General features: G+C 71.5%; 18 protein-coding genes and 1 riboswitch. All 18 genes read left to right on the forward strand.

Annotation, left to right across the window (positions count from 1 at the left end):
* The first annotated feature begins 2 nt into the window (after positions 1–2).
* The 18 genes from ACFLIM_RS01355 to ACFLIM_RS01440 all read left to right on the forward strand — a co-directional run bounded on the left by ACFLIM_RS01355 (position 3) and on the right by ACFLIM_RS01440 (position 18,307).
* Entirely contained in the window at positions 3–869 is an 867-nt protein-coding gene (locus tag ACFLIM_RS01355; RefSeq protein WP_393161587.1) for a dihydroorotate dehydrogenase electron transfer subunit, read from the forward strand.
* Positions 859–1,836: a dihydroorotate dehydrogenase gene (locus tag ACFLIM_RS01360; protein WP_344985232.1), complete on the forward strand. Its 978-nt coding sequence runs from the start codon at positions 859–861 to the stop codon at positions 1,834–1,836. Before ACFLIM_RS01355 ends, ACFLIM_RS01360 begins: the two co-directional genes overlap by 11 nt.
* 40 nt (positions 1,837–1,876) lie before the next feature.
* The gene (gene pyrF, locus ACFLIM_RS01365; RefSeq protein ID WP_393160961.1) at positions 1,877–2,575 is read left to right on the forward strand and encodes an orotidine-5'-phosphate decarboxylase; all 699 of its coding nucleotides are present in this window, start codon (positions 1,877–1,879) and stop codon (positions 2,573–2,575) included.
* 592 nt (positions 2,576–3,167) lie between these two features.
* Positions 3,168–3,491, forward strand: a complete 324-nt coding sequence (gene mihF, locus ACFLIM_RS01370; protein ID WP_020541698.1) for an integration host factor, actinobacterial type — start codon at positions 3,168–3,170, stop codon at positions 3,489–3,491.
* Positions 3,492–3,612: 121 nt separating this feature from the next.
* On the forward strand, positions 3,613–4,200 hold the full coding sequence (gene gmk, locus ACFLIM_RS01375; protein WP_393160963.1) for a guanylate kinase: 588 nt from the start codon (positions 3,613–3,615) through the stop codon (positions 4,198–4,200).
* 5 nt (positions 4,201–4,205) lie between these two features.
* Positions 4,206–4,475, forward strand: coding sequence for a DNA-directed RNA polymerase subunit omega (rpoZ, locus tag ACFLIM_RS01380; RefSeq protein WP_043638590.1), 270 nt, complete (start codon positions 4,206–4,208; stop codon positions 4,473–4,475).
* An 8-nt stretch (positions 4,476–4,483) separates the two neighbouring features.
* Entirely contained in the window at positions 4,484–5,737 is a 1,254-nt protein-coding gene (gene coaBC, locus ACFLIM_RS01385; RefSeq protein ID WP_393160965.1) for a bifunctional phosphopantothenoylcysteine decarboxylase/phosphopantothenate--cysteine ligase CoaBC, read from the forward strand.
* 150 nt (positions 5,738–5,887) lie between these two features.
* The gene (locus ACFLIM_RS01390) at positions 5,888–6,250 is read left to right on the forward strand and encodes a hypothetical protein (protein ID WP_393160967.1); all 363 of its coding nucleotides are present in this window, start codon (positions 5,888–5,890) and stop codon (positions 6,248–6,250) included.
* Positions 6,251–6,378: 128 nt separating this feature from the next.
* Positions 6,379–7,566 carry a methionine adenosyltransferase gene (gene metK / locus ACFLIM_RS01395; RefSeq protein ID WP_393160969.1) on the forward strand — a complete coding sequence of 396 codons (1,188 nt, stop codon included), beginning with the start codon at positions 6,379–6,381 and terminating at the stop codon, positions 7,564–7,566.
* A gap of 265 nt (positions 7,567–7,831) precedes the next feature.
* Positions 7,832–9,994: a primosomal protein N' gene (locus tag ACFLIM_RS01400; RefSeq protein WP_393160971.1), complete on the forward strand. Its 2,163-nt coding sequence runs from the start codon at positions 7,832–7,834 to the stop codon at positions 9,992–9,994.
* Between the two features lie 49 nt (positions 9,995–10,043).
* The gene (locus tag ACFLIM_RS01405) at positions 10,044–11,507 is read left to right on the forward strand and encodes a hypothetical protein (protein ID WP_393160973.1); all 1,464 of its coding nucleotides are present in this window, start codon (positions 10,044–10,046) and stop codon (positions 11,505–11,507) included.
* A 37-nt stretch (positions 11,508–11,544) separates the two neighbouring features.
* A complete protein-coding gene (locus ACFLIM_RS01410) occupies positions 11,545–12,897 on the forward strand; it encodes a hypothetical protein (protein ID WP_393160975.1) in 1,353 nt (450 codons plus the stop codon).
* An 85-nt stretch (positions 12,898–12,982) separates the two neighbouring features.
* Positions 12,983–13,531, forward strand: coding sequence for a peptide deformylase (gene def / locus ACFLIM_RS01415; protein ID WP_393160977.1), 549 nt, complete (start codon positions 12,983–12,985; stop codon positions 13,529–13,531).
* Positions 13,532–13,535: 4 nt separating this feature from the next.
* Positions 13,536–14,462, forward strand: coding sequence for a methionyl-tRNA formyltransferase (gene fmt, locus ACFLIM_RS01420; RefSeq protein ID WP_393160979.1), 927 nt, complete (start codon positions 13,536–13,538; stop codon positions 14,460–14,462).
* A gap of 37 nt (positions 14,463–14,499) precedes the next feature.
* A complete protein-coding gene (locus ACFLIM_RS01425) occupies positions 14,500–15,042 on the forward strand; it encodes a hypothetical protein (protein ID WP_393160981.1) in 543 nt (180 codons plus the stop codon).
* Positions 15,043–15,057: 15 nt separating this feature from the next.
* Positions 15,058–16,551: an RsmB/NOP family class I SAM-dependent RNA methyltransferase gene (locus ACFLIM_RS01430; RefSeq protein ID WP_393160983.1), complete on the forward strand. Its 1,494-nt coding sequence runs from the start codon at positions 15,058–15,060 to the stop codon at positions 16,549–16,551.
* 253 nt (positions 16,552–16,804) lie between these two features.
* Positions 16,805–17,467: a ribulose-phosphate 3-epimerase gene (rpe, locus tag ACFLIM_RS01435; protein ID WP_393160985.1), complete on the forward strand. Its 663-nt coding sequence runs from the start codon at positions 16,805–16,807 to the stop codon at positions 17,465–17,467.
* 30 nt (positions 17,468–17,497) lie between these two features.
* On the forward strand, positions 17,498–18,307 hold the full coding sequence (locus ACFLIM_RS01440; protein WP_393160987.1) for an oxygenase MpaB family protein: 810 nt from the start codon (positions 17,498–17,500) through the stop codon (positions 18,305–18,307).
* Positions 18,308–18,386: 79 nt separating this feature from the next.
* Positions 18,387–18,517: riboswitch (FMN riboswitch) on the forward strand.
* Positions 18,518–18,563: the final 46 nt, after the last annotated feature.

Here is an 18,563-nt window from a genome sequence, read left to right on the forward strand (position 1 = left end):
GGCTGGCCGGCACTCCGGTGCAGGTGACGGGCACGGTGCTGACGACGCGCCGGGTCGACGCCTATCATGCGCTGACGGTGGTGGCGCCCGGCATCGCCGAGCGCTACCGCCCCGGTCACTTCGTCTCCGTGGCGGTCGGCGGGGCTCACACCTCGATGGTGACGCGCCGCGCGTTCTCCATCCACGACGTCAAGTCCGACTACGGCGGCACGGTCGAGCTGGTCTTCACCAGCGGCGGGCCCGGCACGGCCTGGCTGGCCGAGCGGCGCGCCCGTGACACGCTCGACCTGGTCGGGCCGCTCGGGCGCCCTTTTCCGCTGCCGCGCGACCCCGCGAACTGCGTGCTGGTCGGCGCCGAGTACGGCTCCGCCGTGCTGTTCCCGCTGGCCGACGCGCTGCTGGCGCGGGGCTGCCGGGTGGACTTCGTGCTGGGCGGGGCGGGGGCCGAGCGGGTGTTCGGGGCGATGCGGGCCCGCAGGATGGCCCAGACCACGACATTGACGACCGAGGACGGCTCGCTGGGCCTGCGCGGCAAGGTCACCGACGCGCTGCCCTCGGTGATCGCCGACGCGCGGGCCGACGCCGTCTACGCCTGCGCGCCCATGGAGACGCTGCGGGCGGTGACGGCGGTGGGGATGGAGTTCGACATCCCGGTGCAGGTGGCCGTCGAGGAGTCGATGGCCTGCGGCATCGGGGTGTGCATGACGTGCGTGTTGCCCGTCATCGGGGACGACGGGGTGACCAGGATGGTCAGGGCGTGCGCTGAGGGGCCGGTGTTCCGGGGGGAGCGGGTGCGGTTCGAGGACGTGGGAACGATCCCGTTCGACGCGCTCGGCGCCCCCGGGGGCGGTGCACGACATGTCAGTTGATATGCGTACATTCCTGGCGCACGTGGAGCTCGCGAACCCGATCACCACCGCCGCCGGCTGCGCCGCCTCGGGGCGGGAGCTGGCCCAGTTCTTCGACCTGCACCGGCTCGGCGCGCTCACCACCCGCTCGATCACCATGGCGCCCCGGGCCGGGCGTCCCACGCCGCGCATGGCCGAGACGCCCTCGGGCCTGCTGAACGCCGTCGGGCTGCAGGGGCCTGGCATCGACGCGTTCCTGGAGCGCGAGCTGCCCTGGCTGGCCCAGAGGGGCATCAAGACCATCGTCTCGATCGGCGGCGGCACCGTCGCCGAATACTCCGAGCTGGCCCGCAGGCTCGCCGACGCGCCCGGGGTCACCGCACTGGAGGTCAACCTCTCCTGCCCGAACATGGAGGACCGCGGCCGCGTCTTCGCCCGCGAGGGCAGCGCGGCGGCCGAGGTGATCGCCTCCGTGCGCTCCATCATGCGGTACGACGTGCCGGTCGTCGCCAAGCTGGCCCCCGACGTGGCCGACATCGTGTCCGTCGCGCGGGCCTGCGTGGACGCCGGGGCCGACGCGCTGTCCATGATCAACAACCCGCTGGGCATGGCCATCGACACCGAGGCGCTGCGGCCCTCGCTCGCCGCCGTGACCGGCGGGCTGTCGGGGCCGGCCATCCTGCCGCTGGCCGTACGGTGCGTGTGGCAGGTCCACGCCGCCCTCCCCGGGGTGCCGCTGATCGGCATCGGCGGCGTGATGAGCGGCAGGGACGCCTTCCAGCTGGTCCTGGCGGGCGCCTGCGTGGTCGGAGTGGGCACCGCGCTGTTCCACGACCCCTATGCCTGCCTGCGCATCGAACGCGAGCTCGAGGACCTCCTGAGGGCGCGCGGCTTCCAGCGGCTGGCCGACGCCGTCGGTCTGGCACACCGCCCGCCGGGGAGCGCGCCCCGGCACCTGTTGGTCGATTCCGAGGAGAGCACCCCGTGACCACCGATTCGTTGACTCGCGATTCCGAGGAGGGCACCTTTTGACTCCCGCACCCATCGCCGTCGCCCTCGACGCGCCCGACCTGGAGACCGCCGCCCGGTGGGCGGCCCTGGTGACGCCGCACGTCAGCACGGTCAAGGTGGGCCTGGAGCTCTATCTCCGCTACGGTCCCGACGTGATCGCCTCCGTGCGGGGCGCCAGCGGCGTGCAGGTGTTCCTGGACCTCAAGCTGCACGACATCCCGAACACCGTCGCCGGCGCCTCCCGCGCCGTGTCCCGGCTGCGCCCGGCGATCCTCACGGTGCACGCCGCCGGCGGGCCCGCCATGATCAGGGCCGCGGTGGAGTCCGCCGCGTCCAACACCCAGATCGCCGCCGTGACCATCCTGACGTCCCTGACGGAGGCCGACCTGAGCCGCATCGGGCTCGCCGGGCCCGCCGACGACGCGGTGCGCCGCCTGGCGGCCTTGTCGGTGGAGGCGGGGGCCACGGCGCTGGTGTGCTCGCCCAACGAGGTGTCGGCGCTGCGGGCGGAGGTGGGGGCGGGGATCACCCTCATCACGCCGGGCGTGCGGCCGACGGGGGCCGCCATGCAGGACCAGGTGCGGGTGGCCACGCCGGAGCAGGCGCTGGCGGACGGGGCGGACCTGCTGGTCATCGGCCGCCCCATCACGGGCGCCGCCGACCCGGGCGCGGCCGCCGCCGCCATAGCCGCCTCCCTGCGCCGCCACGTCCCATAGGCTCCCCACTGCGTCTGGTTGCTCGTCGCCGTCACGGCCGGCCTCCACTGGTCCTCGCCCGCCGCACTGGGTGAGGACCATCTTTTACGCGAGCCGAGTTGCCCGCACGCGCCGACGCTGGTCTCCGGCTGTCATGGCCGGTCGTGAAGGCTCACGTGGCGCTCGCCGTGACGAAGCGCACACTTGACCCCGGCCGTGGTGAATCGTCACCCTGGCCGCGCCCGTTCGCGGTGCCTTCACGGGCGTGCCGATGCCGCCGGTTCCGGGTCCGTTCACAAGATCATAAGGTATCCGTGCAGGCCGTAGCACGCCACTTCGGATTCGGGTTTCGGCCCAGGTGCGGGCCGGGTTTCGGACATCGACCCGTGACTGGAATGCGATCATCGTTGCGTTTCGCGACACCGTCGTACGCCGACGCGTGAAGCGGGAAGTGAGGGCGATTTGATCAGCACAATGTGATTTTACGAATACGGAGAGTGATGAAGTGGATTTTGTGAGGAGAGAAACCGCTCTTGACGTTGCTTAGGGGGCGATGACCAGCTAGTTTCCCTTCCCGTCCGCGTACATCGACAGAAATTCGAGGTGACCCGGCGTGGCTCTTCCTCCACTGACCCCTGAGCAGCGCGCCGCAGCCCTGGAGAAGGCTGCCAAGGCCCGTAAAGAGCGTGCCGAGGTCAAGAACCGGCTCAAGCATGGCGCGGTTTCTCTGGCTGAGGTGCTCAAGGATGGGCAGACCGACGACGTCATCGGCAAGATGAAGGTGTCGGCCCTGTTGGAATCGCTCCCTGGCGTCGGCAAGGTCCGCGCCAAGCAGCTCATGGAGCGGCTTGCCATTGCCGAGTCCCGCCGCGTGCGGGGTCTCGGCGCGAACCAGAGGGCTTCCCTCGAGCGCGAGTTCGGTGGCAACGAGAGCTAATCTCTGTTCCACACGAAAGCGCAGGTTCAACGGGGGGTAGGAAGTGACCGACAGGTCCTGGTCCGGCGAAGTCAGTGCCCACGAGGCAGTCGGATCGGGAGCGGAGGTCGGCTTCCCGCCCTTGAGCGAAAGGCGGCTGACGGTCCTTTCAGGGCCGTCGGGCGTCGGCAAGTCCACGGTCGTCGCCGAGTTCCGGCGGGCACACCCCGAGGTGTGGCTGTCGGTCTCGGTGACCACCAGGAGGCCCCGGCCCGGTGAGGTCAACGGGGTCCACTACTTCTTCGTCGACGGCGAGGAGTTCGACCGGCTCGTCGCGGCCGGCGAGCTGCTGGAGTGGGCGGAGTTCGCGGGCAACCGCTACGGCACGCCGCGTGTGCCCGTACTGAAGAAGCTCGCCGAGGGCGTGCCGACGCTGCTCGAGATCGACCTCGAAGGCGCCAGGCAGGTGCGGCGCAGCATGCCGGAGGCCCTGCTGGTGTTCCTGGCCCCGCCCACCTGGGAGGAGCTGGAGAAGCGGCTGCGCGGCCGCGGCACCGAGCCCGAGGACGTCATCGCGCGCCGCCTGGAGGCGGGGCGGATCGAGATGGCCGCGGAGTCGGAGTTCGACCTCACATTGGTGAACACGAGTGTCCAAGACGTGTGCCATCGGCTGATAGCCTTGATGACTGACCCTCAGGGGGTCACGACAACCACCAACCGAGAGGTCTGACAATCGTGGCAGGCACCACCCCGGCCGCGGAGGGCATCACCAACCCGCCGATCGACGCGCTGCTCGACATCGTCGACAGCAAATACTCCCTGGTGATCATGGGCGCCAAGCGCGCTCGCCAGATCAACGCCTACTACTCCCAGCTCGGCGAGGGCCTGCTGGAATACGTCGGGCCCCTGGTCGAGACGCACGCCCAGGAGAAGCCGCTGTCCATCGCGCTGCGTGAGGTCTCCGAGGGCCTGCTCAACGCCGAGCCCATCGAAGGCGCGGTCTGACCCCTTCGATGAAGGTCGTCCTGGGCGTCAGCGGCGGCATCGCCGCGTACAAGGCTTGCGAGCTGCTGCGCCTGTTCACCGAGTCGGGGCATGAGGTGCGGGTCGTGCCGACCCGCGAGGCCCTGAAGTTCGTGGGCGAGCCCACCTGGGCCGCCCTGTCGGGCCATCCCGTGACGGCCGAGGTGTGGGACGACGTTCACGAGGTGCCCCACGTGCGGATCGGCAAGCAGGCCGACCTCGTCGTGGTGGCGCCCGCGACCGCCGACGTGCTCGCCAAGGCGGCGCACGGGCTGGCCGGCGACCTGCTCACCAACACGTTGCTGACCGCCCGATGTCCGGTCGTGTTCGCGCCCGCGATGCACACCGAGATGTGGCAGCACCCCGCCACCCGCGCCAACGTCGAGACGCTGCGTTCGCGTGGCGCCGTCGTGATCGACCCGGCCGTGGGACGGCTCACCGGCGCCGACACCGGCCCGGGACGCCTGCCCGACCCCGCCGAGATCTTCCAGGTCTGCCTGCTCGTGCTGCGCGGCCGGCCGCGCGACCTGGCCGGGCGGAAGGTGGTCGTCTCCGCGGGCGGCACCCGCGAGGCGATCGACCCGGTGCGCTACATCGGCAACCGTTCGTCGGGATTGCAGGGGTACGCCCTGGCCCGCACCGCCGTCGCCAGGGGCGCCGAGGTGACCGTAGTGGCGGCGAACATCTCGCTGGCCGATCCCGCCGGGGCGAAAGTCGTGCGGGTGGAGTCGACGGCCGAGCTGCGCGAGGCGGTGCTCGCCGCCTCGGGTGACGCCGACGTGGTGGTGATGGCCGCCGCGGTGGCCGACTTCCGGCCCGCGACGCGGCACGATGAGAAGATCAAGAAGACGGATGGCGAGCCTGCGCCCATCCATCTGACGAAAAATCCCGACATCCTCGCCGAACTCGGCGAACGCCGCCGCCAGGCCCGGGCCACGGCACCGGACGCGGGCGTCCCATCGGGTGCGGGCGTCCCCACCGGGGCCGAGGGGGCGTACCCGAAAGTGATCGTCGGGTTTGCGGCCGAGACGCACGACGTGCTCGCCAACGGGCAGGCCAAGCTCGCCCGCAAGGGCTGTGACCTGCTGGTCGTCAACCAGGTGGGGGAGGGCCTCGCCTTCGGCACTCCCGACAACGCGGCCACCGTGCTCGTGGCGGGCGGTGATCCGGTCGAGGTGCCGTTCGGGCCCAAGGATGACGTGGCCGACGCCGTGTGGGACCTCGTCGCGGCACGCCTCTCCTGAGAGATCCACCTCGCGTCTACCATGCATCACGTACGTACCACGAATGGGATGCAAACCCGTACAACGTACAAAGCGTGTAAGACCGATTTCTCGATCACATATTGCGACACCCCCGCGCGCCTGCGGATACTTGGGGCGAAGGGGGACGGAATGCCGGTGGGTTCTGCTGTCAGGGATCGTTGTAGAACATTGCTCGGCGACCAAGGGGAGATCCACTACGTCTTTCCCGCGTTATCCGTGGGGCCGACGGGGACGGGGAACTTCCTGATCGTGGTCACCGACTCGGCTATATCGGTGCTGGCCACCAGGACGCTCAGGAGTGATCGGCCGGTCTCGGTGTTCGCGGAGTTCCCGCGGTACACCAGGCTCGGCCCCATCATGCCTGGACCGATCCTCGAGCTGGGCTTGATGGCGTTCGAGTTCGATGAGGAGTACGCCGCGGTGGTGGCGGCCGCCGACGCGGAGATCTTCGCGCCGGAGACCCTGCCGCCCGACCCCCTGCCCGAGCTGTGATGGGAGACAGATGGTGGACGGTTTCGCGACCCGGCACCGGGTAGGGCTAGACTTCGGCGAAGCCCAGGCATGCCCATCCGCCCCGGGCCTTACATCCGTCAGCAGCCGCTGCATGAGGAGCCACTGAGTTGTCACGTCGCCTGTTCACCTCCGAGTCGGTCACCGAGGGCCACCCGGACAAGATCGCCGACCAGATCAGTGACGCGATTCTCGACACCATGCTCAAGGACGACCCCAAGAGCCGGGTCGCCGTCGAGACGATGATCACTACCGGCCAGGTCCACGTCGCAGGCGAGGTCACGACCGAGACCTACGTCGACATTCCCGGCGTCATCCGGGAGAAGATCCTGGAAATCGGCTACGACGCCTCCCACAAGGGCTTCGACGGCGCCTCGTGCGGCGTGTCGGTGTCCATCGGCGCGCAGTCGCCGGACATCGCCCAGGGCGTCGACGACGCCTACGAGCACCGGATCGACGGCGACATCGACGAGCTCGACCGGCAGGGCGCGGGAGACCAGGGCCTCATGTTCGGCTACGCCTGCCGTGAGACCCCCGAGCTGATGCCGCTGCCGATCATGCTGGCCCACCGGCTGGCCCAGCGCCTGTCCGAGGTGCGCAAGAGCGGCACGGTCCCCTACCTGCGTCCCGACGGCAAGACCCAGGTCACCATCGAGTACGACGGTGACACGCCGGTCCGCCTCGACACCGTGGTCGTCTCCACGCAGCACGCGGCCGAGATCGACCTCAAGGAGATGCTGACGCCCGACATCAAGGAGCACGTGGTCGACCCCGTGATCTCGGGCCTCGACATCGACACCGAGGGCTACCGCCTGCTGGTCAACCCGACCGGCCGCTTCGAGATCGGCGGTCCGATGGGCGACGCCGGGCTCACCGGTCGCAAGATCATCATCGACACCTACGGCGGCATGGCCCGCCACGGTGGCGGTGCCTTCTCCGGCAAGGACCCGTCCAAGGTCGACCGCTCGGCCGCCTACGCGATGCGCTGGGTCGCCAAGAACGTCGTCGCCGCCGGGCTCGCCGACCGGTGCGAGGTGCAGGTGGCGTACGCGATCGGCAAGGCCCAGCCGGTGGGGTTGTTCGTGGAGTGCTTCGGCACGGAGAAGCTGCCGGTGGAGCAGATCCAGACCGCCGTTCTCCAGGTGTTCGACCTGCGTCCAGCCGCCATCATCCGCGACCTCGACCTGCTGCGCCCGATCTACTCGGAGACCGCCGCCTACGGGCACTTCGGCCGCGAGGGCTTCTCCTGGGAGTCGACCGACCGCGCCGAGGCCCTGCGGACCGCCGCCGGGCTCTGACGACACGGCTTCGGTGGTGCGGACCCTGCTTCGTCGGTGACGGCCCTCGATTCGAGGGTGTCCCCGGGACCGCGAGCCCAACGCGGGCTTGGCTGTTGCATTGCCTCTGGCTCGCGGTGTCACGTTCGTGGTGCCGCGGGTCTGTGACCCGCTTGCACAATCGCCGCATCCCACCAGGTGGGGTGCGGCGATCGCCGTTTCCGCGGCGTTGGTCACGTCTCGGGCGGCGGGCGTTCCGGGCGGTGCGGTCTGGTAGACGTTATGCGTGACCGACTCCGACGACGCCCTCCTGCCGCTCGACGCCGTGCGGCCCCCAGCGTCGTCGAAGGACACCAAGGGGGCGCCCGTTCCCGCTCCCGAGCGGCCGGTGGCCAGGGTGGCCGTGGACAGCCCGCTGCCCCACCTCGACCGCCCCTTCGACTACCTGGTGCCCGCCTCGATGCACGAGACGGCCGAGGCGGGGGTGCGGGTGCGGGTGCGGTTCGCGGGCAAGCTGGTCGACGGGTTCCTGCTGGAACGGGTCAGCGAGAGCGATCACGAGGGCAGGCTGACGCCGCTCGAACGGGTGGTGTCCGCCGAGCGAGTGCTCACGCCGGAGATCGCCGGGCTGGCCAGGGCGGTCGCCGACCGGTACGCGGGCACCCTGACCGACGTGCTCCGCCTGGCCATCCCACCCCGCCACGCCAAGGCCGAGTCGGAGGCCCCGAAACCGGACAAACCAGCCGCCGCCGCTGAACCCCCCGAGCCCGGCGGTGCTTCAGAGGCTCCCGCGACCGGGGGCTCCGAGAGCGCGTGGGACGCGTACCCGACCGGCTCTTCGTTCCTCGACGCGCTGCGCAAGGGGCGTGCGCCCCGCGCCGTGTGGTCGGCTCTGCCCGGTGGCGGAGGGTGGGCGCGGGCGATGGCCGAGGCCGTGCGGGCGACGCTGGACGGCGGCAGGGGAGCGGTCGTCGTGGTCCCCGACGGCAAGGACGTGGCGCTGGCGGACGGCGAGCTCGAGCGGGTGCTCGGCCCCGGCCGGCACGTGGCGCTCACCGCCGACCTCGGCCCGGCCGAGCGCTACCGGCGGTGGCTGAAGGTGCTGAGAGGGCAGGTACGGGCCGTTGCCGGCACCAGGGCCGCCATGTTCTCCCCCGTCGCGGAGCTCGGCCTGGTGGCCATCTGGGACGACGGCGACGACCTGCACGCGGAACGCCTGGCCCCCTACCCGCACGCCCGCGAGGTGCTGGGCCTCAGAGCCCTCAGGACCGGCGCGGCCATGCTGATCGGCGGCTACGCGCGTACCGCCGAGGCCACCCAGCTCATCGCCGGCCGCTGGGCCAGGCCGATCGTGGCCGCCCGTACGACGATCAGGAGCCTCGCCCCCCGGGTACGCCCCGCGGGCGAGGACGCGGAACTGGCCAAGGACCAGGCCGCACGCCAGGCCAGGCTGCCCAGCATCGCCTGGCGGGCCCTGCGCCAGGGCCTGGAGAGCGGCCCCGTGCTGGTACAGGTGCCCAGGCGCGGCTATCTCCCCGCCCTGGCCTGCCAGCACTGCCGCGCCCCCGCCCGCTGCGTCCTGCCTCCCACCCGCACGGCCGGCCTCGCCCCGCACCTGCGCGCCCAGGCAGGCGGCCACGCGACGACGACGATTCCGCTGGGCGCAGCGCCCGGGGAGCTGCTGTGCCATGGCCCGCTCGCGCTCAGAGGCGGTCACGCGGCCCCCTACTGCCGCTGGTGCGGCCGGATCGACGCCGACTGGCGGTGCCCGTCCTGCGGCAGCCCCAGGATGCGGGCCGTGGTCACCGGCGCCAGGCGTACGGCGGAGGAGCTCGGCAGGGCCTTCCCATCCGTATCGGTGCGCACGTCGGGCCGCGACGGCGTCCTGGCCACCGTTCCGTCCACCCGCGCCCTGGTCGTGGCCACCCCGGGCGCGGAGCCCGTGGCCGACGGCGGTTATGCGGCGGCCGTGCTGCTGGACGCCTGGGCGCTGCTCGGCCGGGCCGACCTGCGGGCCGCCGAGGAGACGGTGCGCCGGTGGATGAACGCCGCCGCCCTGCTCCGCCCCGCCGCCGAGCTGGTGGTGCTCGGAGACGCCGCGCTGCCCGCCGTACAGGCCCTGCTGCGGTGGGACCCCGTCACGCACGCCGAGCGCGAGCTCGGCGACCGGGCCGAGCTGGGCTTCCCCCCGGCGGTGCGGATGGCGACGCTCACCGGCGCGGCGAGCGCGGTCAGGCAGATGCTCGACGAGGTACGCCTCCCGCCCGACGCCCAGGTGCTGGGCCCTGTGCCCGTGGACGAGTCCGGTCAGGAACGCGCCATGATCCGGGTGCGCCGCGGTGGCGGCGCCGCGCTGGCCGCCGCGCTCAAAGGGGCCAGTGGGGTACGTGCGGCGCGTAAGACACCAGATGTCGTGAGGGTCAGTGTCGACCCCCTCGACCTGATTTAGACCGTTTCCCCGATTCGCTCATCTGGAGACCAGCCGTTAGCGTGCCCCTGTGTCGATCGAATGGGTGAACCAGGCCATCGACGACCTGCGTGCTTGGGGGCGCACGCGGGAAGTCGAAGTGGACGCGGACGAGGTCCGCCTGCTCTGCGACTACGCCAGCGACTACCTCAACGTCAACGAGCTGGGTGACTTCACCCCCGAGACCTTCGACGAGCTGCTGCTGTCCATCTATCCGCGCAAGGTCATCGCGCCGCCGGAGAGCGCGCAGGAGACCGTCGCCGCCGCCCGTACCCTGATCGCCTACCTCAGCGAGGCGGGCGAGGTGGGCGAGACGGCGGCGGCGCGGATGCGTGACCGGCTCGACGGCATCGCGCCGCGGATGAGCGAGGCCCTCGCCGACCCGGCGAACTTCGGCATGGCCAAGAGCCTGTTCAGCTCCATCGGCCCCGAGTCGCTCGAGCAGTCGATCGCCATCCCCTCCGGCGAGGTGCCCGACCTGGGCGAGGCGCCCTGCGACTGCCCGGGGTGCACGCCGCTGCCCGCCGTACGGCTGGCCTCGGCGGAGGACCTGGTCGCCGCGCTGGGCGGCGTACCGATGCTGGCCGGGCAGCCGCCGCACGGCGACCCGCTGGCCGCCTGGGCGGCGAGCGTCGCCCGCCTGCTCGAACCCGGCACGGGCGGCGCCGTCACCGGCTCGGCCGAGCTCGACGAGGGGCTCTACGACCTGTTCGACCTGCTCTACAGGCTGCAGGTGCGGGTGCCCGTCACCGTGATCGGCGACTACCTCGGCGAGCTCGCCGACGACGGCGAGATCGACCTGGCCGCGGTGCTCGACCGGCTGGCCTGGCACGGCATGATCCAGGTCACCGGCGACGACGCCGAGCTGACGTCCCTGGCCGTCTGGGGGCTGCGTGAGCACTACCTGTCGCTCGGGCTCGATGCCCCGCAGGCCCCCGACCTGGCCGAGGCCGATGCGCTAGGCCTCATCGAAGGGCTGCTCGACGGCGTGCCGACCGAGTTCGCCGAGCACGACATCAGCCGCTGGCTGACCGGCAGGGCGCCCGGTGAGGCCGCGGCCGAGCTGCTGGCCGCCGCCTCTGGCGCGCCCGCCGTGGCCCGCGGCATCGCGATCACTATCGTCGACCGGCTCGAAGCCGCGGCCGAGCCGCAGGTGCGCGGCTACCTCGACGACCAGGAGCTGCGGCCGCACGCCATCCACTGGCTGGCCGCCAGAGGGCTGCCCGCGCCGCCGCTCACCCAGGAGGAGCTGCTCTGGGTCAGCGTCGACATGCTCGCGCTGGCGATGCCCGCGGCCGAGGAGGACCCCGAGATCTTCGCCGAGAACATGGCCGCCTCCGGCCCGCCCGCCCACATGATCGAGGAGATGTGGCGGGTCGACCACCCCGATGTGGTCGAGGTTCTGGAGCTGCTCGGACGCTCCATTCCCGACGGCACGGTGGCCAAGGCGGCGCGCAAGGCCGCGTTCAAAGCCCGCTCCCGAGCCATCCGTTGAGTACGCTCTTGTGACTCGTGTGCAGTAAGTTTCGTGGGTGGCCAACAACGTCTTCGACCTCGCCGAGCTGCGCAAGCTGATCGATGAGCAGGCTGCCGTGCCCTCACGGCCTCCTGAGGAGGCTCCTGTGGAGCACGAGGCGCTGACGTTCCCGCCGGTCCTGCTGGCGGCCGACGCCGAGCTGGCCGCGGCGGTCCCGGTGGTGCCGCTCGTGGCCGACGCCATCCGTCTCACGACCTGGACGGGCACCCGCCAGGTGACCGCCGAAGGGCACCTGTCCGAGGCCGATGCGGAGGGCGCGGTCGCGGAGCTCGGCCTGCCCGCCTCCCGGCTCCGCCTGGTCTGGATCGTGGCCGTCAACACCGGACTGCTCCAGATTCTGGGCGGGCGCACTTCTAGAGGGCCGCTGTCGATGCGGCTCACGGTCGAGGCCACCCTGGAGTTCTGGGACGGCGTGGTCATGGACGTGCTCGACCGCGCCGACGCGGGCCTGACGGGCTCCGCCGTGGTCGACGGCCACCTGGCCGAGATGCTCGCCACGATCTACTCCGTACGCTCCGGCGTCGCCACCGCCAACCTCGCCAGAGGCATCCTCCAGTCCCACGAGGTCGCCTGCGCCCCCGGCCCCGTCGAGATGCGCAGGCTCGCCGCCGCGCTGCCCGCCGAGCTGCTCGAAGCGCTGTCACTGCTGACCTACTGCGGCCTGGTCGAGCAGACCGCCGCGGGCCGCACCGCGCTCACCCCGCTCGGGGTCTGGGCCATCCGCCGCGACCTGCTGCGCGAGGGGCACGACGCGCCGACGGCGGCCGAGGTGCAGGTGTTCGCCGACCTGTCCGCGGCCGAGTTGGTGGCGGCCCTGGTCAAGGGCTCGGCCACGCAGAGCGCCGTGGCCGGCTGGCTGGAGCGCCGCTCGCCCGACTCGGCCGCCCGCGACCTGATCGAGATAGCCGCCTCCGGCACGGCCGGCCAGCGCGGCACGGTCGGAGCCATCCTCGAAGAGCTGGGGCCCGAGGCCGAGGCCCCCGTCAGGCAGGCCCTCGACGACCCGCTGATGCGCCGCTACGCCGCCTCCTGGCTGCACATCCGCGACCTCGACGCCCCGCCGCTCAGCCCCGAGGACCACACCTGGATCGCGGTCGACTCGCTGGCCGCCCTCATGCACCTGTCGGGTCCCGCCGCGGGCCGGCTCGACACGCCCGAGCCGGGAGAAGACCTGATCAAGCTGGTCGGTGAGATGCCGGCGGTCGGGCACCCCGACACGATCGCCGTGCTCGACATGCTCGCCACCGCCCACGACGACCAGGCCGTGGTCAAGGCCGCCCGCAAGGCCGCGATGAAGGCGCGCTCGCTGGAACACGGCGGCCCGCGTCCGGCGGCCCAGCGCGGCTGACGGGGCTGTGCCTCCGGCGGGCCGCCGACGGTAACGGGGTCCACTAAACTGGGCTGATCCATGCTTGAGAAACGGAGTGACCCCCTTGGCGATCCAGTCGATCCGGCTGTTCGGAGACCCGGTGCTGCGCACCCCGGCGGCCCCGGTCGTCGACTTCGACAAGGAGCTGCGCAAGCTGGTCAAAGACCTCAGCGACACGATGATGGACGCGCCTGGGGCGGGCCTGGCGGCTCCGCAGATCGGCGTCGGGCTGCGGGTGTTCACCTACTACGTGGACGAGCAGCTCGGCCACCTGATCAACCCCGACCTCGACCTGTCGCCGGAGCTCGATGAGGAGGGCGAGGAGGGCTGCCTGTCCTTCCCCGGGTTGTCGTTCCCGACGCCGCGCGCCATCCGCGCCGTCGCCAAGGGCTTCGACATGTACGGCGAGCCGATCACGCTGGAGGGCACCGACCTGATGGCGAGGTGCTTCCAGCACGAGACCGACCACCTCGACGGCATCCTGTTCATCGACCGGATGGATCCCAAGCAGCGCAAGCTGGCCATGAAGGCCGTCCGCGAGGCCGAATGGAGCGGCCTGGCCGCCCCCGTGATCAAGGCCTCGCCCCATGCCACCGGCGGAAAGGCGCTCTGAGAGCATGCGTCTGGTCTTCGCGGGCACACCGGAGACGGCACTTCCGTCGCTGCGGACCCTGATCGACTCGCCGCGGCACGACGTGGTGGCGGTCGTCACCCGCCCCGACGCCCAGTCGGGCCGGGGGCGCAAGGTCCACCCGTCCCCCGTGGCCGAGCTCGCGGAGGAGGCGGGCATCGAGGTGCTGCGGCCGTTGAAAGCCGGTGACCCGGTCTTCCTCGAACGGCTGCGCGGCCTGGAGCCCGACTGCTGCCCCGTGGTCGCGTACGGCGCCCTGCTGCCGCAGTCGGCGCTCGACGTGCCCCGGCGCGGATGGGTCAACCTGCACTTCTCGATCCTGCCCGCCTGGCGCGGGGCCGCGCCCGTCCAGCACGCGATCCTGCACGGCGACGAGATCAGCGGAGCCACGACGTTCCAGATCGTCAAGGAGCTGGACGCCGGGCCCGTCTACGGCGTGGTCACCGAGAAGATCCACCCGTCCGACACGAGCGGGTCGCTGCTGGAGCGCCTGGCGGTGTCGGGGGCGGGGCTGCTCGCCGCCACCTTGGACGGCATCGAGAACGGCACTCTGGAGGCCCGGCCGCAACCGGCCGACGGGGTGACCGTCGCGCCCAAGATCTCCGTCGACGACGCCCAGGTCGACTGGGCCGCGCCCGCCATGCACGTCGACCGGCTGATCCGGGCCTGCACTCCCAACCCTGGGGCGTGGAGCGAGTTCCGCGGGCAGCGGGTGAAGCTCGGGCCGGTGCGGGCTTCCCAGGAGCGGCTGGCGCCGGGGGAGATCGCCGCCTCGAAGACGAAGGTGCTGGTCGGGACGGCTACCGATGCGGTGGAATTGGGCGAGGTGCAGCCGCAGGGGAAGCGGGTGATGGGGGCCGTGGAGTGGGCTCGCGGGGCTCGCCTAGAGGGTAAAGAGACCTTCAATGACTGAGCGTGTCGATCATGATGCAGCCGGTAACATCGACGCCATGACTACAACCCGTAACGAAGCGCTCGCGATCATCGAGCGGATGGATAATCTCCGCGAAGACCAGGACATCGCGTTCAAGGTCCTTGGCGACACCCGTGATGACGTTCGCGAGGTCAACCGCCGCACCATGCGGATGGAGCTGTCCCTGCAGAAGCTGGAGGGCAAGGCCGGGCGGATCGAGCAGAAGGCCGACAAGGCCCTCGGCGTGACCGTGCAGTTGGGGCAGAAGCTGGACACCCTCGGCAGCCGTGTCGCCGTGCTGGAGGCCGACGTCAAGGAGCTCAAGACGGACGTCGCGATACTCAAGACGGACGTCGGAGAGCTCAAGACGGACGTTGCGATCCTCAAGACGGACGTCGGGGAGCTCAAGACGGACGTTGCGATCCTCAAGACGGACTTCGGGGAGCTCAAGACGGACGTTGCGATCCTCAAGACGGACGTCGGAGAGCTCAAGACGGACGTCAGGGAGCTCAAGACCGGCATGGTCGACGTCAAGGCGCTGCTGGGCGAAGTGCTCGACAGGATGCCGCCCAAACCATGAGGAAAGTCTGAGGGGATGAAGACAAAGGGGGGCCAGGGGGCCGGAGGCAGGGGCGGTGCGAGCCGTACGCGGAGACCGGCGCGCGACCAGGCGCGCAACGCGGCCTTCGATGTCGTGCGGGCCGTTGACGAGCGCGACGCGTACGCCAATCTGCTCCTGCCGCGCCTCCTGCGCGAGCGCGGCATCAAGGGTCGCGACGCGGCGTTGGCCACCGAGCTCGCGTACGGGACGCTGCGCGGGCTCGGCACCTACGACGCCGTCATCGAGATGTGCAGCGACCGCGCCCCCGACCCCGACGTGCGCGACGCCCTGCGGCTGGGCGCGCACCAGCTGCTGCGCATGCGCGTCCCGCCGCACGCGGCCGTCGGCACCACCGTCGATCTCGTACGCCTGCGCATCGGTCCCGGCGCGGCCAAGTTCGTCAACGCGGTCCTGCGCAAGATCGGCTCGAGGACGCTCGAAGAATGGGTGCCCATCGTCGCACCCGACCCGGCCGACGACCCCGTCGGCCACCTCGCCGTCGCCTACGGGCATCCCAGGTGGATCGTCTCGGCCTTCCGCGACGCCCTGGGCGGCTCCGACGAGCTGGCCGATCTCCTGGATGCCGACAACGCGCGGCCCCTGGTGACGCTGGTGGCGCGGCCTGGGCGCAGCTCGGTGGAGGAGCTCGAAGACTTCGGCGCCCTTCCAGGCCGCTACTCGCCGTACGCGGCCTACCTGCGCGAAGGCGACCCCGGCCAGATCGGGGCCGTGGCCGAGACGCGGGCCGCGGTGCAGGACGAGGCCAGCCAGCTGGTGACGCTCGCGCTGACCCGGGTGCCGGTCGATGCGGACGGCGAGGAGTTGTGGCTCGACATGTGCGCGGGGCCCGGCGGCAAGGCGGGGCTGCTCGACGCCATCGCCACCTATGGCGATCTCGCTGGGCCGGCCGACGGCGCCCGGCGATCCACCGCCGAGGCGACTCCCGAGCCGGCTCGTGGGAGCGCTGACGTGCCCGTTCCCGAGGCGTTTCCAGGTGGGGCGCGGTTGCTGGCCGCCGACGTGCAGCCGCATCGGGCGCGGCTGGTCTGGCAGACCACCAGGGACGCGTCCGTGGTGACGGCGGACGGCACCGAGCCCGCGTGGCGGCAGGGCGTGTTCGACCGGGTCATGCTCGACGCCCCCTGCACCGGGCTCGGCGCGTTGCGTCGGCGGCCCGAGGCCCGATGGCGGCGCGATCCGGCCGGCATCGCCGAGCTGGGCAAGCTGCAGCGACGGCTGCTCGACAGCGCGCTGGACGCCGTGCGTCCCGGTGGCGTCGTGGCGTACGTCACCTGCTCGCCGCACCTGGCCGAGACCCGGGTCGTGGTCGGCGACGTCGTCGGGCGCAGGGGCGACGTCGAGCAACTCGACGCGCGTGACTACCTGCCCGAGGTGGACGGCCTGGGTGACGGGCCGCACGCCCAGTTCTGGCCGCATCGGCACGGCACGGACGCCATGTTCCTGGCCCTGCTCCGCAAGCGTTCCTGACCCATCCCGTGGGAGGTCCCTGCTAGTTCAGCCTGACGAGCGGCGGCAATCGCGTGGAGCGGGAGACGGTGGCGCTGGAGGTCGCATCTGGTACGCCCAGCGCGAACCGCTGCCCCAGACCGGCATGACCAGGTACCTCGGATACGCGCTGCTGTCGCTCTGGGTGCAACTGGGGGCACCGGTGACGTTCATCAGGCTCGGGCTGATGTCCTGGGCGAGGCGGGCACAGGCCGTTCACTAGACTTGCCGCATCATGCCCGTACAGATCTCGCCCAGCATCCTCGCCGCAGACTTCGCCCGGCTCGCCGATGAGGCCGCCGCCGTCCCCAACGCCGACTGGCTGCACGTCGACGTCATGGACTACCACTTCGTGCCCAACCTGACCCTCGGGCTGCCGGTGGTCGAGGCGCTGCGCAAGGCGACCGCGACGCCGCTCGACTGCCATCTCATGATCGCGGACCCCGATCGGTGGGCGCCGCCCTACGCGGAGGCGGGGGCGGGCAGCGTGACCATTCACGCGGAGGCGACCAAGGCCCCGATTCGCACGCTGCGCGAGATCCGCTCGCTCGGCGCCAGGGCGGGCCTCGCGCTCAACCCGGCCACGGCCGTCGAGCCGTACGAAGACCTGCTGTGCGAGATCGACATGCTGCTGCTGATGACCGTGGAGCCGGGGTTCGGCGGGCAGACGTTCCTCGATGTCGTGCTGCCGAAGGTGCGCCGGGCGCGGGCGCTCGTCGAGCGGCACGGCGGCCGGGTCTGGCTGCAGGTGGACGGGGGAGTGACGGCCGAGACCATCGAGCGCTGCGCAGACGCGGGCGCCGACGTGTTCGTGGCGGGCAGCGCCGTCTACGGCGCCTCGGACCCGGTGGCCGCCATCGACGCCCTCCGGGCCGCCGCCACCCGCAAAAGGGCTTGAACCTGCCATGACCTGGGTAACCATTCACTTATGAGCGACCATGGGATCTTCGGGCCCCGTTCGGTGACATGGCGGGTGATGGGCGAGCCGATCCTGCTGGTCGGTGGTTTCCGCGCGCTGTTGATGCAGGGGCTGCATCCCCGGGCGATGCGCGGCGTGTTGCAGAACTCCGCGCTCATGGATTCCGGCGAAGCCTGGTCGCGGTTCGTGCGCACCACCGAGTTCGTACGCGTGCGCACGTACGGCACCCGCGCCGAGGTCGAGCGGGCCGGACGCCGCGTACGCAAGATCCACGCCACGTTGACCGCCCATGATCCCGACACCGGCGTCACCTTCCACCTCGACGAACCCGCCGCGCTGCGCTGGGTCCACGTCGGCGAGGTCGACTCCTACCTGTCGGTCGCCCGCCGGGCGGGGGTGCGGCTGTCGGACGACGAGGCGGACACGTTCGTCGCGGAGTGGCGGCGGGTGGCCGAGGTGGTGGGGCTGGCGCCGGAGGACGTTCCCGGCTCGGTGGGCGAACTGCGCGACTACATCGACGCCGCGCGTCCCGGGTTGCGCTTCGTCCCCGAGGCGGCCCATCCGCTGCGCTTGTCGTTCAACGCTCCGCTCCCGCGCCTGCTGACGCCGCTCAAGCCCGCCCTGCCGGCGCTGACGCTGCTCGCGTTCGCCACGCTGCCGCGCTGGGCGAGAAGGCTGTACGGGCTGCCCGCCACGCCGGTCGGCGACCTGTGGGCGACCGCGATGCTGCGCACGCTGCACACCGGGATCGGCCTGGTCCCCGCCAACGTCCGGTACGCCCCCGCGGCCCGCCGCGCCCGCCGCCTCATGGCCGCCTGAAGCGAGCGCTTGGTTAAGTTGGGAGGGGCGGTCGCGCGCGCCGTTCAGGGCATGGCAAACTGGTAGCGCAAGAAAGAGCTAGCGTGCTCCGGGGTCGGTGAAAGTCCGAACCGGCGGTGACAGTCCGCGACCCGGCCGATGCCATCGGCCGGTTGACTCGGTGAAATTCCGGGACCGACGGTTAAAGTCCGGATGGGAGGCAGCGCGCGAGGTGTCCGGTGTCCCAGCCGGGCGCCTGCCGTGGTGCATACGTGCA

This window comes from Nonomuraea marmarensis, assembly GCF_043197025.1.
Classification (GTDB): domain Bacteria; phylum Actinomycetota; class Actinomycetes; order Streptosporangiales; family Streptosporangiaceae; genus Nonomuraea; species Nonomuraea marmarensis.

Bases quoted from the DNA above. Each gene is read 5' to 3' on its own strand.
- ACFLIM_RS01440 (WP_393160987.1), top strand. From the start codon at position 17,498: ATGAGCGACCATGGGATCTTCGGGCCCCGTTCGGTGACATGGCGGGTG.
- coaBC (WP_393160965.1), top strand. From the start codon at position 4,484: ATGAAGGTCGTCCTGGGCGTCAGCGGCGGCATCGCCGCGTACAAGGCT.
- ACFLIM_RS01425 (WP_393160981.1), top strand. From the start codon at position 14,500: ATGACTACAACCCGTAACGAAGCGCTCGCGATCATCGAGCGGATGGAT.
- rpe (WP_393160985.1), top strand. From the start codon at position 16,805: ATGCCCGTACAGATCTCGCCCAGCATCCTCGCCGCAGACTTCGCCCGG.
- ACFLIM_RS01360 (WP_344985232.1), top strand. From the start codon at position 859: ATGTCAGTTGATATGCGTACATTCCTGGCGCACGTGGAGCTCGCGAAC.
- ACFLIM_RS01390 (WP_393160967.1), top strand. From the start codon at position 5,888: ATGCCGGTGGGTTCTGCTGTCAGGGATCGTTGTAGAACATTGCTCGGC.
- ACFLIM_RS01430 (WP_393160983.1), top strand. From the start codon at position 15,058: ATGAAGACAAAGGGGGGCCAGGGGGCCGGAGGCAGGGGCGGTGCGAGC.
- fmt (WP_393160979.1), top strand. From the start codon at position 13,536: ATGCGTCTGGTCTTCGCGGGCACACCGGAGACGGCACTTCCGTCGCTG.